Annotated in this window: 15 protein-coding genes and 1 riboswitch; of the genes, 10 read left to right on the top strand and 5 right to left on the bottom strand. The window is 74.8% G+C overall.

Translation table 11 applies throughout. The features are described 5' to 3' along the window. Nucleotides 1-50: 50 nt before the first annotated feature. Nucleotides 51-188: riboswitch (cobalamin riboswitch) on the bottom strand. Between the two features lie 209 nt (nucleotides 189-397). The 3 genes from ACJ6WD_RS35220 to ACJ6WD_RS35210 all read right to left on the bottom strand — a co-directional run bounded on the left by ACJ6WD_RS35220 (nucleotide 398) and on the right by ACJ6WD_RS35210 (nucleotide 2834). Continuing rightward, nucleotides 398-634, bottom strand: coding sequence for a hypothetical protein (locus ACJ6WD_RS35220; protein ID WP_016578380.1), 237 nt, complete (start codon nucleotides 632-634; stop codon nucleotides 398-400). Nucleotides 635-664: 30 nt separating this feature from the next. After that, on the bottom strand, nucleotides 665-1954 hold the full coding sequence (locus tag ACJ6WD_RS35215) for an inorganic phosphate transporter (RefSeq protein ID WP_331247170.1): 1290 nt from the start codon (nucleotides 1952-1954) through the stop codon (nucleotides 665-667). Nucleotides 1955-2093: 139 nt separating this feature from the next. Then, nucleotides 2094-2834, bottom strand: coding sequence for a lysozyme (locus ACJ6WD_RS35210; RefSeq protein WP_233658278.1), 741 nt, complete (start codon nucleotides 2832-2834; stop codon nucleotides 2094-2096). Nucleotides 2835-3066: 232 nt separating this feature from the next. Here ACJ6WD_RS35210 and ACJ6WD_RS35205 point away from each other — a divergent pair, with 232 nt between their 5' ends. The 6 genes from ACJ6WD_RS35205 to ACJ6WD_RS35180 all read left to right on the top strand — a co-directional run bounded on the left by ACJ6WD_RS35205 (nucleotide 3067) and on the right by ACJ6WD_RS35180 (nucleotide 10077). Then, the gene (locus ACJ6WD_RS35205) at nucleotides 3067-3735 is read left to right on the top strand and encodes a class II aldolase/adducin family protein (RefSeq protein ID WP_233658279.1); all 669 of its coding nucleotides are present in this window, start codon (nucleotides 3067-3069) and stop codon (nucleotides 3733-3735) included. Nucleotides 3736-3856: 121 nt separating this feature from the next. Next, complete coding sequence (locus ACJ6WD_RS35200; RefSeq protein WP_016576638.1) at nucleotides 3857-4984, top strand: alpha/beta hydrolase; 1128 nt, start codon at nucleotides 3857-3859, stop codon at nucleotides 4982-4984. Between the two features lie 171 nt (nucleotides 4985-5155). Continuing rightward, on the top strand, nucleotides 5156-6607 hold the full coding sequence (locus ACJ6WD_RS35195; RefSeq protein WP_233658282.1) for a hypothetical protein: 1452 nt from the start codon (nucleotides 5156-5158) through the stop codon (nucleotides 6605-6607). A 403-nt stretch (nucleotides 6608-7010) separates the two neighbouring features. Then, on the top strand, nucleotides 7011-8609 hold the full coding sequence (locus ACJ6WD_RS35190) for an ABC-F family ATP-binding cassette domain-containing protein (RefSeq protein ID WP_020929950.1): 1599 nt from the start codon (nucleotides 7011-7013) through the stop codon (nucleotides 8607-8609). Between the two features lie 351 nt (nucleotides 8610-8960). After that, nucleotides 8961-9182 carry a helix-turn-helix domain-containing protein gene (locus ACJ6WD_RS35185; protein ID WP_016573902.1) on the top strand — a complete coding sequence of 74 codons (222 nt, stop codon included), beginning with the start codon at nucleotides 8961-8963 and terminating at the stop codon, nucleotides 9180-9182. 115 nt (nucleotides 9183-9297) lie between these two features. Continuing rightward, a complete protein-coding gene (locus ACJ6WD_RS35180; protein WP_038518673.1) occupies nucleotides 9298-10077 on the top strand; it encodes an enoyl-CoA hydratase/isomerase family protein in 780 nt (259 codons plus the stop codon). A 21-nt stretch (nucleotides 10078-10098) separates the two neighbouring features. Here ACJ6WD_RS35180 and ACJ6WD_RS35175 read toward each other — a convergent pair whose 3' ends face one another. Both ACJ6WD_RS35175 and ACJ6WD_RS35170 read right to left on the bottom strand, forming a co-directional pair. Continuing rightward, the gene (locus ACJ6WD_RS35175) at nucleotides 10099-10470 is read right to left on the bottom strand and encodes a hypothetical protein (RefSeq protein WP_407617245.1); all 372 of its coding nucleotides are present in this window, start codon (nucleotides 10468-10470) and stop codon (nucleotides 10099-10101) included. 5 nt (nucleotides 10471-10475) lie between these two features. Beyond that, nucleotides 10476-10832, bottom strand: coding sequence for a hypothetical protein (locus tag ACJ6WD_RS35170; RefSeq protein WP_407617244.1), 357 nt, complete (start codon nucleotides 10830-10832; stop codon nucleotides 10476-10478). Nucleotides 10833-11104: 272 nt separating this feature from the next. On the opposite strand from ACJ6WD_RS35170, the gene ACJ6WD_RS35165 reads away from it, so the two are divergent. The 4 genes from ACJ6WD_RS35165 to ACJ6WD_RS35150 are packed head-to-tail and all read left to right on the top strand — an operon-like array spanning nucleotide 11105 to nucleotide 12876. Then, complete coding sequence (locus tag ACJ6WD_RS35165; RefSeq protein WP_037633784.1) at nucleotides 11105-11575, top strand: Asp23/Gls24 family envelope stress response protein; 471 nt, start codon at nucleotides 11105-11107, stop codon at nucleotides 11573-11575. Nucleotides 11576-11611: 36 nt separating this feature from the next. Then, the gene (locus ACJ6WD_RS35160; RefSeq protein WP_016573898.1) at nucleotides 11612-11809 is read left to right on the top strand and encodes a hypothetical protein; all 198 of its coding nucleotides are present in this window, start codon (nucleotides 11612-11614) and stop codon (nucleotides 11807-11809) included. A gap of 6 nt (nucleotides 11810-11815) precedes the next feature. Next, nucleotides 11816-12202 (top strand): hypothetical protein, encoded by a 387-nt coding sequence (locus ACJ6WD_RS35155; protein ID WP_407617243.1) that lies wholly within the window; start codon nucleotides 11816-11818, stop codon nucleotides 12200-12202. After that, nucleotides 12199-12876, top strand: coding sequence for a DUF6286 domain-containing protein (locus ACJ6WD_RS35150; protein ID WP_233658288.1), 678 nt, complete (start codon nucleotides 12199-12201; stop codon nucleotides 12874-12876). The genes ACJ6WD_RS35155 and ACJ6WD_RS35150 overlap by 4 nt, the downstream gene beginning before the upstream one ends. The last annotated feature ends 2 nt before the right edge of the window (nucleotides 12877-12878 follow it).

The raw sequence follows: 12878 nt of genomic DNA, 5'->3' as shown, positions 1-12878 counted from the left end.
GGTATGTCCTCACTCAGGGTCCGCGCCCTGGCTCGACGTGACGGCGACCAGAGTCTCCTGGCTCCCGGATCGGCGCCGCCCCCGGCCTTCCCGCCCGTACGGCGTGCGTACGGGCCGTGGCCCTCGTCGGAGGAGCGCTCCCCGGTGACAGTGGCGGGACCGCGCCGGATTCGCACCGGACTTCCTCTGCTGTCGCCGATTGGCCCCGGAAGTCCACCACGCCCGCCCAGGTCCGTCAACTCACCCTTGACCTGCGACGCAGCGCCGACGGCCGCCCTGTGGCGAAGGCCACGCGCGGGCCCGGCGGGGTGCCGCACGCGGACGGGGCGCCCGGGGCCGCGGCTGCTGCCGCGTCCACCGGACGCCCCGTCCGTTGCCGGCCGTGCCGGCGCCGCCGTCAGGCGGCGACGATCAGGTAGATCCCGTAGGCCACCGCGGCCGCGCAGAGCCCGTAGGCGGCCAGTGCCCCGGCGCGCGCCCCCGTGCCGGGGGCGGTCGTGGCCGCCGCGTCGCCGTCCGCGGCGGGCTTGCGGGAGGTGCCCACGATCCCGACGGTGAACAGGCCCACGAGCCCCACCGTCACCACGAGGCTGACGCCGAAGACCTGGCCGAGAGCTGCCCAGTCGATGTGCATTGCGTAGTCCTTAGGTCGGGGTGAGCGGCGTCAGGACGAGGCCGTCGCCGGCTGGGCGGGGGCCTTCGCCGACTGGTGGGCAGGGGCGGGGTGGGGAGCGGCGTCCGTTGCGGCGTGCGCTTCCGCGGGTGCTTCGGCGTGCGCCGGGACGGGCCCGGCCGGCGGCGGCGCGACCGTCTGCAGCGCCGCGGTGACGACGCCCGCCGGCTCCACCGCCGGTCCCTCGTTGACGTTGGTGTGGTCCACCGGCTTGCGCCGGGAGGCCGCCCAGATGCCGCCGCAGATCGCCAGGGCCAGGACGGCGACCGTGGCCACGCCCCAGGAGCCCTGGTCGGCGAGGTAGGCGGCGCCGGCGGAGACCAGTCCGGCGGCCGGCAGGGTCAGGCCCCAGGCCAGGACCATCCGCCCGGCCGTGGACCAGCGCACCACGCCGCCCTTGCGGCCCAGCCCGGAGCCCATCACGGACCCGGAGCAGACCTGGGTGGTGGAGAGCGCGAAGCCGAGGTGGGAGGAGGCCAGGATGGTGGCCGCGGCGCCGGTCTGGGCGGCGAAGCCCTGCGGCGGCTGGATGTCGGTGATGCCCTTGCCCATGGTGCGGATGATCCGCCAGCCGCCCAGGTAGGTGCCGAGCGCGATGGCCAGGCCGGCGGAGGCGATCACCCACATCGGCGGGTCGGCGTGCGGGGCGACGACCCCGCCGGTGATCAGCGCGAGGGTGATCACGCCCATCGTCTTCTGCGCGTCGTTGGTGCCGTGGGCCAGCGAGACCAGGGCGGCCGAGGCGATCTGCCCGGCGCGGTAGCCCTTGGCGGTGTCGGCCTCGTTGCGGCCGCGGGCCAGTCGGTAGGTGAGCCGGGTCGCGGCCATCGCGGCGAGCCCCGCCACGAACGGCGCGGCGACCGCGGGGATCAGGACCTTCATGACGACGGCCTCGCCGTGCACGCCGCCGGTGCCCACGGACACCAGCGTCGCGCCGATCAGTCCGCCGAAGAGGGCGTGGGACGAACTGGACGGCAGGCCCGCCAGCCACGTGAGGAGGTTCCAGACGATGGCGCCCACCAGACCCGCGAAGATCACTTCAGGTCTGATGCCGGCGCTCTCGTCGATGATGCCGCCGGAGATGGTCTTCGCCACCTCCACGGAGAGGAAAGCCCCGACGAGGTTGAGCCCCGCCGACATCGCCACCGCGGTCTTGGGTCGCAAGGCCCCGGTGGAGATGGTGGTGGCCATTGCGTTGGCCGTGTCGTGGAAGCCGTTCGTAAAGTCGAACACCAAGGCCGTGACGATCACGATCCCGATGAGAAGCGTGATGTGTTCCATTCACCCAGGCAATCCGTGTCGAAGGTCAGTGTCCTCGGGACCGTACGGACGACGGGTGAACGGAAAGTGAACTCGGCCGGGCGCCGCGGTGACACCCCCGCAGTGTTCACGCGGAGGCGCCCCTGCCGTCACTTCCGTCTCATCCGTCGGCAAATCTCCTGAGCTGGGCCAGGGTCCCGTTCCAGCGGTCCTGATCGCCCGGCAGCGGCCCCCGCGAGGCGTACTGCCGGATGGTCAGGTACGACCAGCCGGCGGGCAACTGGGCCGCGCCCGAGTAGTCCGCCAGCCACAGCGGGTGGGTCGCGCCGAAGGCCCGGCTGCCGCCCGTGCAGCGGTCCCACCAGCGGGCGGTGGTGTAGATCACGGGCCGCCGGCCGGTGCTGCGCCGCACCTCGTCGCTGAACGCCCGTATCCAGTGGACCATCGCCGTCCGCCCCAGCCCGAAACAGGACTGCCGGGCGTCGTACGGGTTGTGCTCGATGTCGAGGGCGGGTGGCAGCGTCCAGCCGTCCGCCTTCCAGTGGCCGCCGTGCTGGAGGAAGTACTTCGCCTGCCGGGCGCCGGAGGAGGCGCTGGGCACGGCGAAGTGGTAGGCGCCGTGCAGCAGCCCGGCCGCCCGGGAGCCGCTGTACTGCGACGAGAAGCGCGGATTGCGGTAGCGGTCCGACTCGGTGGCCTTGACGTAGACGAACCGCGCGCCCTTCGCGCGGGCCGCCCGCCAGTCGATCTGCTTCTGGTACGAGGAGACGTCGTGTCCGAGCGGGCGGCTGTCCGCTGCGGCCTGCGAGGGGTGTTCGGCGAGTGCGGTGCCCCCGGCCAGCGAGGCCACCGCTATCGCGGTCGCCAGCCTGGTCCGGGGGGCGGAACGGTCACAAGTCATGGGTCCCCCTGGGTGATGACATGTGAAGGGGTGTAGTTCACTCGACGTTAATGGATGAGTGACGCTAAGTGGTCCATCCCCGGCCAATCGCCCTCAGATGGCCAGGTACCCCCATATGGCGGATACCGGACAGTTGACGGGATGGCGTACAGTGCCCCGGCCCGCTCGTACGGTGTCCCACAGCGCCCTCGTGCGTTTCCGCACGTCCCGCAGCGTCGCACCGGAGGACAGCATGAAGGACCACCCCGATCACCTCGCCGACGCCTGGAGCGAGCTGGTCGCCACCGCCCGCCGCACCGCCGCCGACGGCCTCGTCGTCGGCACGTCGGGCAACGTCTCGGTCCGCGTCAAGGACCTGATTCTCGTCACGCCCAGCGGCGTCCCCTACGACCGGCTCGGCCCGTCCCACCTGACCGGCGTCGACCTCGACGGCCACCCGATCATCGGCAGGCTCCGCCCCACCAGCGAACTTCCGCTCCACCTCACCGTCTACCGCCACACCGACGCCACCGCCGTCGTGCACACCCACGCCCCGAACGCCACCGCGGTCTCCACCCTCGTCACCGAACTCCCGCCCATCCACTACATGGCCGCCGCGCTCGGCGGCCCCGTCCGCGTCGCCCCCTACGCCCTCTACGGCAGCGACGAACTCGCCGCCCACATGCTCGACGCGCTCCGCGACCGCACCGCCGCGCTCCTCCAGAACCACGGCACCATCGCCTACGGCACCGGCCTCGCCCAGGCCCTGGACCGCACCACCCAACTGGAGTGGATGTGCCGGGTCTGGCTCACCGCCACCACCGTGCCGGGCCACACCCCGCACCTGCTGTCGCCCGCCCAGCTCGACGCCGCGGGCGAGCGGTTGCGCGGCTACGGCCAGCCCGCCGACGACCGCGCGTAGCACCCGAACGCCGCCGCGCCGCGGCGCCCGGCGACCCCCGCTCACCGCACAACACCGCTGGTCCGGCCGCCGTTCCCGGCGCCCGGTGGCCGGGTCCGGCGGCGCTGCGCACACTGGAGGAATGCGACTGGGGACCGTGGCGGCGGTGACCGCCACCCTCGCGATCGGTGCCACGGCGGCCGCCGTGGCGGCCGGGCGCTACGCCGGGAACGTTGCCCTGAAACCGTCGCCCGACCACCCCTTCCCGGGCGACTCCCGGCTCACCGTCCACTCCGCCGCCGACGGCCACATCGTCCTCACCCGGAGCCTGGCCTCCCTGCGGCCCGGCACCTACGGGCTCACCGGCGCCGGCTGCCACGCGGTGGTCGGCCCCGTCGTCCACGGCACCCCGCACCCCGCCGACGCCGTCGTGCGCCGGCTGGAGCGGGTCACCCACGGCACCCTGCGGCCCGGCGCCCGGATGCGGCTGACCCCCCAGGTGCACCTGGGCAACCCGTACGACACCCTCGGCCTCACCTGCGCCGACGTCGACGTCCCCGGCGAACTGGGCGCGCTGCCCGCCTGGTTCGTGCCCGGCGCCCGCGACACCTGGGTCATCACCGTCCACGGCCTCGGCACCACCCGCGAGCACCCCATGGTGGTCCTGCCGTTCCTGCACCGCCACCACTTCCCGGTGCTCGACCTCGCCTACCGCAACGACCCCGGCGCCCCGCGCACCGCCGACGGCGTCCACCACCTCGGCGACAGCGAATGGCGCGACCTGGACGCCGCCATCCGCTACGCCGTCCGCTACGGCGCCCGCGCGGTCGTCCTCTACGGCTGGTCCACCGGCGCCACCATGGCGCTGCGCGCCGCCCTCAACTCCGGGCTGGGCCACCGCGTCTCGGGCCTCATCCTGGACTCCCCGGTCCTCGACCGGCACGCCACCGTCCGCGCCCTCGCCACCGCCCGCCACGTCCCGCGCTTCCTGCTGCCGCTGGCCGTCCGCGCCGCCGAGGGGCACACCGGACTCCCCGTCGACCGCCCCGCGGACGCCGTCGACCCCGACGAACTCGACGCGCCGGTCCTCGTCTTCCACGGCCCGGAGGACACCCTCGCCCCCTGGGACGCCTCCCGCCGCTTCGCCGCCCGCCGTCCGGAGCTGATCACCCTTCAGCCCGTTCCGCACGCCCCGCACGCCGCGATGTGGAACGCCGATCCGGACCGCTACGAGGAGACCCTGCGCCGCTTCCTCACCCCCCTCATGTGACCGGACCGACCGGCCACCGCCCCGGACCCCGGGGCGCCCCGGCGGAGGCCGGAGGTGTACGGGGGGACAACTCCCCCCGTCCGGGGCGGGACGGCCCGGTGGCGAGGGCCCGGAAGCCCACGAACCGGGTTCCGATTGGGCTTTCGGGCCGTCAGCGGCAAGACTGCTCCTGTGACGTCCCGTACACCGCGCGACTCCCGGCTCCGACTCGTCCCCCGACAACCGATGGCGGCCGCCCGCCGGGCGGTGAGCACCCGGGCCACCCGCCCGGCGCCCAGGCCCCCCGAGGGCACCCCGCCGCCCGCGGAACTGGCCCGCCAGGCCCGTGCCGTACTGGCCGGCCCGGCCCGGCTCGCGCGCTGGGCCGACCGCACCGGCAGCCTGCGCGCCGGTCCCGACGGATCGCTCCCGGACGCCGCCGTCGCGGACGCCGCCGACGCGCTGGGTTTGACGCCCCGCCACGTCCGCGCCGACTGGGACCGGGCCCGGCTCGCGGGCCTGGTCGAGCTCCACGACGGCCTCGCCCGCCCCGGGTGGCGGCTGCGCGCCTGGGACCGCGACGACGTCGCCGCGCTGCGCGGCTGGGTCGCGCTCTTCGACGCCTGGTCACTGGCCGTGCCGCCCCCGGCCGCTGCCGGCCCCGCCGCCGTCGCCGAGGTCGTCGAAGCCGTCCCGCAGCTGCTGTCCCTGCTGCACCTGTCCGCCGGGCCGGTGCGCCTGCCGGTGCTGCTCGACATGCTCGACCAGCGGGTCGCCGAACTGCGCACCGAACGCTGCGAGGTGCCCTACGGGGCGGACCCGGCAGCGGACGACGCCGACGCCGGGGCAACGGTGAGCGACGCCGCGGGGGCGCCGCTCACCGACCTCCTGCGCTGGGCGCTGGACGCCCTGCTCGCGGTCGGCGCGCTGATGCCGCCGGACGGCGCTCCCGAACCCGCCGAACAGGGCGCCGACGAGGGCCGCCACTACGGCCAGGAGGCGCAGCTGACGCCGCTCGGCAACTGGTCGGTGTGGGTCAAGCTGGAGCAGATCTGCGTCGCCGCGCAGAGTCCGGCCGGCCACATCGAGCAGTCCGCGGAGGCGATGCTGCGCGGCTGCGCCCGGCTGACCCCGGGCCCGGCCCGCGCCGAGTACCGCGCCTGGCTCGCCGCCCGCTCCGTGGGCGCCGCCGTCGAGGAGCTCCTGACCGTCGCCCGCGGCGAGGACGCGCTGCTGCGCGGGCTGGCCTTCGAGGCGCTGCGTGCGGTCGGCGCCCCCGCCGAACCCGCCGTGCGCGCCGTCGCCGACGAGCCGGTCCTGCGGCCCTACGCCCTGCTGTGGCTCTTCGAGCACGACGGCGGCGACCCGGAGACCGCGACCGACGTCCTCACCCGCCAGGAGTCGACCTGGCTGTGGGTGGACACCGCCGCGGCCGTCGCCGACCACGGGGAGACCCAACTGCTGGTCCGCCACCTGGACTCGGCCGTCCAGGGCTCGGTGCCGCGGCTGCTGGCGGAGGTCCGCGCGATCGGTCACCCGCGCACCGTCCAGGTGCTCGTGGCGCTCGCCGCCGCCCACCCCGACCCGGCGCTCGCCAAGGCCGTCCGCCGGGCGGCCTTCCAGGTGCACACCGGCGGCGCGTAACCGTCCGGGCGCCCCGGCCGGGCCGGGCGGACCACCCCCGCCCGGCCGGCGGCCGCCCCAGCTCCCAACGGAGCGCGTCACCGCCCCGTTCCCGCGGCGGAGTTGGGCGTGCGGGGCCGCGCCGCCGGGGCCGTCGCGCCGCGCGGCGACGGCGAGTGCGAACGCCCCGGTCGGCCACCGGAGGGCACCCCCGCGGCGTCCCGCGGCGGCGGCCGGCGGGCCGTCGCCCGCACCCCTGTGTCCTGGCTCACAGTCGCGCGGCGAGCTCCGGCAGCGCCGGAAACGACTTGCGCCGGCCCGTTAGACTGCCTCCATGGCAGTTCTCCTTTGGGTTCATTAGACGGCGTAGACCGCTCTCGGACCGTCCGTCCAACCCGCCGTCTTCCTGCCCTGGAGTTTTCCCGTGATCACCGCTTCCGGCCTTGAGCTGCGCGCCGGCGCCCGCATCCTCATCGAGTCCGCCTCCTTCCGCATCGCCAAGGGCGACCGCATCGGCCTGGTCGGCCGCAACGGAGCCGGCAAGACCACCCTCACCAAGGTCCTGGCCGGCCAGGGCATCCCGGCCAGCGGCACGGTCACCCGCTCCGGCGAGGTCGGCTACCTCCCGCAGGACCCGCGCACCGGCGACCTCGACGTGCTGGCCCGCGACCGCATCCTCTCCGCCCGCGGCCTGGACACCGTCCTGCGCAAGATGCGGGAGAACGAGGACCGGATGGCGAACGGCAAGGGCGCCACCCGCGACAAGGCCATGAAGAAGTACGAGCGGCTGGAGACCGAGTTCCTCACCAAGGGCGGGTACGCCGCCGAGGCCGAGGCCGCGACCATCGCCGCCAGCCTGGGCCTGCCCGACCGGATCCTCGGACAGCCCCTGCACACCCTCTCCGGCGGTCAGCGGCGCCGCGTCGAGCTGGCCCGGATCCTCTTCTCGGACTCCGACATCCTGCTCCTCGACGAGCCCACCAACCACCTCGACGCCGACTCCATCGCGTGGCTGCGCGACTACCTCAAGACGTACCGCGGTGGCTTCATCGTCATCTCGCACGACGTCGACCTCGTCGAGACGGTCGTGAACAAGGTCTTCTACCTCGACGCCAACCGCGCGCAGATCGACGTCTACAACATGGGCTGGAAGCTCTACCAGCAGCAGCGCGAGGCCGACGAGAAGCGCCGCAAGCGCGAGCGCGCCAACGCCGAGAAGAAGGCCGCGGCGCTCAACTCCCAGGCCGACAAGATGCGGGCGAAGGCCACCAAGACCGTCGCCGCCCAGAACATGGCCAAGCGCGCCGACAAGCTGCTCGCCGGCCTGGAGGCGGTGCGGGTCTCCGACAAGGTCGCCAAGCTGCGCTTCCCGGACCCCGCGCCGTGCGGCAAGACCCCGCTCACCGCCGAGGGACTGTCCAAGTCCTACGGCTCCCTGGAGATCTTCACCGACGTCGACCTCGCCATCGACAAGGGCTCCCGGGTCGTCATCCTGGGCCTCAACGGCGCGGGCAAGACCACCCTGCTGCGGTTGCTGGCGGGCGTCGAGACGGCGGACACCGGCGAGGTCCGCCCCGGCCACGGCCTCAAGCTCGGCTACTACGCCCAGGAGCACGAGACCCTGGACCCGGACCGCACGGTCCTGGAGAACATGCGCTCCGCCGCGCCCGACATGGACCTCGTCGAGGTCCGCAAGGTGCTCGGCTCCTTCCTGTTCTCCGGCGACGACGTCGACAAGCCCGCCGGCGTCCTCTCCGGCGGCGAGAAGACCCGGCTCGCCCTGGCGACCCTGGTCGTCTCCTCCGCCAACGTCCTCCTCCTCGACGAGCCCACGAACAACCTCGACCCGGCGAGCCGCGAGGAGATCCTCGGCGCGCTGCGCACCTTCACCGGCGCGGTCGTCCTGGTGACCCACGACGAGGGCGCGGTGGACGCGCTGACACCGGAGCGGATCATCCTGCTGCCGGACGGCGTCGAGGACCTGTGGGGCCAGGACTACGCGGACCTGGTCGCCCTGGCCTGATCACCGCCGTGGCGGTGCCGCCGGATGGATCACGCCTGCTGGATCATTCGGCCCATGGGTGATCCATCATCTGAGTGAGAACGGCTCGTACACCGGCGAGCCTGCGGCGACCGGCCGGGCCCTCGCGGCCCGGCCGGTCGCCTTTTCCGGGACACACCGCCTGACCTGGCACTTTTCGAATGTCGGGGCGTGCGCGGGGGCTGCGGGGCGCACGGAAGAGGCAATTCCGACCACGCCGGGCGCGCGCGGGACGGCAAAGGATGTCCCACAGACCTGGCGGAATGGGTGGCCAGGAAGCCGGGGAGGGGTGATCATGAGAGTCCAGAGCGCACTTCCCACGAGGAGGCACGGGTGGCCGAGACTCTGAAGAAGGGCAGCCGGGTGACCGGCGCCGCGCGCGAGAAGCTCGCGGCAGACCTGAAGAAGAAGTACGACTCCGGAGCGAGCATCCGGGCGCTGGCCGAGGAAACCGGCCGCTCCTATGGATTCGTGCACCGGATGCTCAGCGAATCCGGTGTGGTCCTGCGAGGCCGCGGCGGAGCCACGAGGGGCAAGAAGGCCGCCTCGGTCTGACGGCCGCGGCTCCGAGTGCAGGCGGTCGCCCCCCGGCCGTCCCATGGTTCGGCCGGGAGGTTACCGTTCAGTCACTTACGCACGCAGGTGCGGTGGCTGACTCGGAGGCGCCCTCATGACTCTGCTCGACAAGCACGGTGTGCGGCTCACCGTGGACGACGCGATCGCCACGGTGACCCTCGCCAACGCGGCCAAGCGCAATGCCCAGAGCCCCGCGATGTGGCGGGCGCTGGCCGAGGCGGGCACGCTGCTGCCGGGAAACGTACGGATCGTGGTGCTGCGCGGTGAGGGCAAGTCCTTCTCCGCGGGGCTCGACCGGCAGGCGTTCACGCCCGAAGGGTTCGACGGCGAGCCGTCGTTCCTCGATCTGGCGCGCGGTGCGGACGAGGCGTTGGACGCGACGATCGCCGAGTACCAGGAGGCGTTCACCTGGTGGCGGCGGACCGACCTGGTGTCCATCGCGGCCGTCCAGGGACACGCCATCGGTGCGGGCTTCCAACTGGCCCTCGCCTGTGACCTGCGGGTCGCCGCCGAGGACGCGCAGTTCGCCATGCGCGAGACCAGCCTGGGCCTGGTCCCGGACCTGACCGGCACCCACCCACTGGTCGGTCTGGTCGGTTACGCCCGGGCGCTGGAGATCTGCGCCACCGGGCGCTTCGTGCACGCCGACGAGGCCGCGCGGATCGGCCTCGCCAACCTCGTCGTGCCCGGTGACGAACTCGACGCCGCGGTGGCCGATCTGGCCGCGGCGCTGACCGCCGCGCCGCGGGACGCCGTCATCGAGACCAAGGCCCTGCTGGCCGGCGCCGCGGGGCGCACCTACGAGGAGCAGCGTCGCGCCGAGCGGGCCGCCCAGGCGCGGCGGCTGCGCGACCTGGCCGGCATCGGCGACTGACCACCCGTCCGGCACCGGACGTCAGACGGCGGCCACCTCCGTGACCAGCACCGCGGCTGTGGCCGGGGCCGGCGGCGGGCCGGTGACCGCGCGGCGGACGGCGCGGGCCACGTCCAACGCCCGGTGGCCGGCGGCGGTCGCCACCTGGACCAGCGCGTGGTCGCCGCTGTCGCCGCCGTCGCTGCGGGACACCCCGGCGGAGTGACTGCCGAGCGCCGGGGCGAGCCCGGCCACCCCGGGGACGGCGCACACTCGGGCGGCGAGGTCGTCCGGGTCCTTCGCGTCGGCCGGTCCCTGGGCGGCGCCGAGGTCCTCCTCCGTCGTGGCGGTCCCCGACGCCTGCGCCGTCGGCGCGACGGCCTCGTCCAACAGCGCGTCGACGTGGAGGTCCACGGCGCTCACCCGTAGGCCGAGGCCGGCCTCCGCGGTGGCCAGCAGGGCCGTCCGCAGTTGCTCGGTGAGGGTCGGCAGGGGAAGTCCGGGGGTGCGGCGACGTGCGCGGTAATGCGCAGGGGGCCCGGCGGCAGGGCGCTGGGCGGCGCCGGCACGGTCGGCGGCGGGGCCTCGTCGGGGGCGGCGAGGGCGAGGCGCAGGGCGTCCAGGCGGACGCCGGGCGGGATGCCGGGAGCCCGTAGGAGCGCCGCGCGGGCCGCGCGTTCGGTGATCCACGCCCCGTCCTTCGGGCCGCCGAGCGGCAGCACCCGGCCGATGCCCAACTGTTCCCGCACGGCACGTGCCCACGCGTTCGCGGCCATGACGCCACCCCTTTCCCGGGCCACCTCCCAGCCTGCCGCAGCGCGCCCGCCGCGGCCGGCCGCGGCACTCCGCTGCCGCGTCCCCGGAGCGCACCCCCTCGTCCGCCCCTACTGTGGAGAGCGGAACGATTGGCATGAAAGCAGGCTAAAAAAGGGCATGTCGCTAGAGGGCTGCTCACCAGGTGCGGCACGGCGCAGGGTCCGCGAGGGCGGCCCGGCGGTACCGCGCGATGCGGCAGGTCGGTGCGGCGGCGCAGAAGGGACGCACGGCGATGACCGAGAGCCAGCAGGGCGCGGACACCACGAAGCCGCCGATCAAACGGGGCGGCGGCGACCCCGCCACCCGCGGCCGGACCACCATCGCCGACGGCGTCGTGGAGAAGATCGCCGGGCTCGCCGCCCGCGACGTGCTGGGCGTCCACACGATGGGCAGCGGTTTCGCCCGCACGCTGGGCGCGGTGCGCGACCGGGTGCCCGGCGGCGGACGGTCGGCGACCGCGACGCGCGGGGTGAAGGCCGAGGTCGGTGAGGTGCAGACCGCGCTGGACCTGGAGATCGTCGTCGACTACGGGGTCGCCATCGCGGAGGTCGCACGGGCCGTGAGGGAGAACGTGATCTCCGCCGTGGAGCGGATGACCGGTCTGGAGGTCGTCGAGGTCAACATCGCGGTCAGCGACGTGAAGCTGCCCGACGAGGAGGACGAGGACATCGGGGCCGAGGGAGCGGAGCCGCGGCTCCAGTGACCCGGCCCGGCCCGAGCGGTAGCGAAGGAGCGCACGATGAGCATGGCCGTGATCGGCCTCGTGGCCGGTATGGCGCTGGGCTTCGCCGGGTACTTCGGCGGGTTCGGGGCGTTCGTCCTGGTGGCGGCGCTGGGCGCCGTCGGGTTCGTGGCCGGCAGGTTCCTGGAGGGCGACCTGGAGGCCGGGGAGTTCTTCCGCACCCGGACCGGCGACCGCGACGACCGGCGGCGGTGAGCCCGGATGGCGACGGTGTCCGCATCGGCCGCTGCCGCCGACGTCCCGGCCGGTGAGCGCGGCGCGACCAGGGTCGCCGACCGGGTGGTCGCCAAGATCGCCGCGCGGGCGGCCCGGGAGGCGCTGCGCGCGGCGTCCCCCGGCGACCCCACGGACGCCCACGCGACGGTGACGGTGACCCGTCGCGAGGCCCACCCGCCGTTCGGGGAGGCCCGGCTGCAGGTCGCCGTGGAACTGCCCTACCCCGCCCCCATCGGCCCGCGGTGCCACGTGGTGCGCCGTCAGGTGGCGGAGCGGGTGCGGACGTTGGCGGGCATGACGGTCACCGAGGTGGTGGTGCAGGTCGAGCGGTTGGTCTCGCCGCTGTCGCCCGGTCGGGAGCGGCTGCGGTGAGCGCGCCGGGCGACGGACGGGGAGCGCAGGCCCCGGACGGGGCGGCGCCGCGGACCGGTGCGCCTGCGGACACTGCGGGCGGTGCGGGATCCGCGGCGTCCGGTGCCGCGGATCCCGCACCGCGCGCCGGTGGGTCCGCCGGGCGGTTCTGGGCGGCCCGCAGAGTGCCGGCGGCACTGGTCGCGCTGGTGCTGCTGGCCGCCGCGGGCCTGGCGCTGTACGACGTGGCCGCGGTGCGGGCCGGCCGCACCGCGATGGCCTGGCGCCGGTGGCTGGCGCACGAAGTGGCCGTCCGGCCCCTCGACGACCCCTGGGTCCTGGGCGCCGCGGCGGCGGCCGTGGCGCTCGGGATCTGGCTGCTGGTCCTGGCCGCCACCCCGGGGCTGCGCGCGGTGCTGCCGATGCGGCGCACCGCCCCCGGCGTCCGGGCCGGGCTGGACCGGCCGGCCGCCGCGCTGGTGCTGCGCGACCGGGCCATGGAGGTCTCCGGTGTGCAGGCGGTGCGGGTGACCGTCGGCCGCCGCCGGGCCCGGGCCCGGGCCGTGGCGCACTTCCGGCCGCTGGACGAGGTCCGCGGCGACCTCGTCACTGTCCTGGAGGACGGCCTGCGGCAACTGGAGCTGACGCGTCCCCTGCGACTGGGCGTCGACGTCCGGCGTCCCAAGGGGAGGTGAGC

The sequence above is a fragment of the Streptomyces sp. VTCC 41912 genome (assembly GCF_045799175.1).
Lineage (GTDB): Bacteria > Actinomycetota > Actinomycetes > Streptomycetales > Streptomycetaceae > Streptomyces > Streptomyces albulus_C.
The sequence above is the reverse complement of the archived record's forward strand: the minus strand, read 5'-3'. Positions and strand labels throughout refer to the sequence as shown.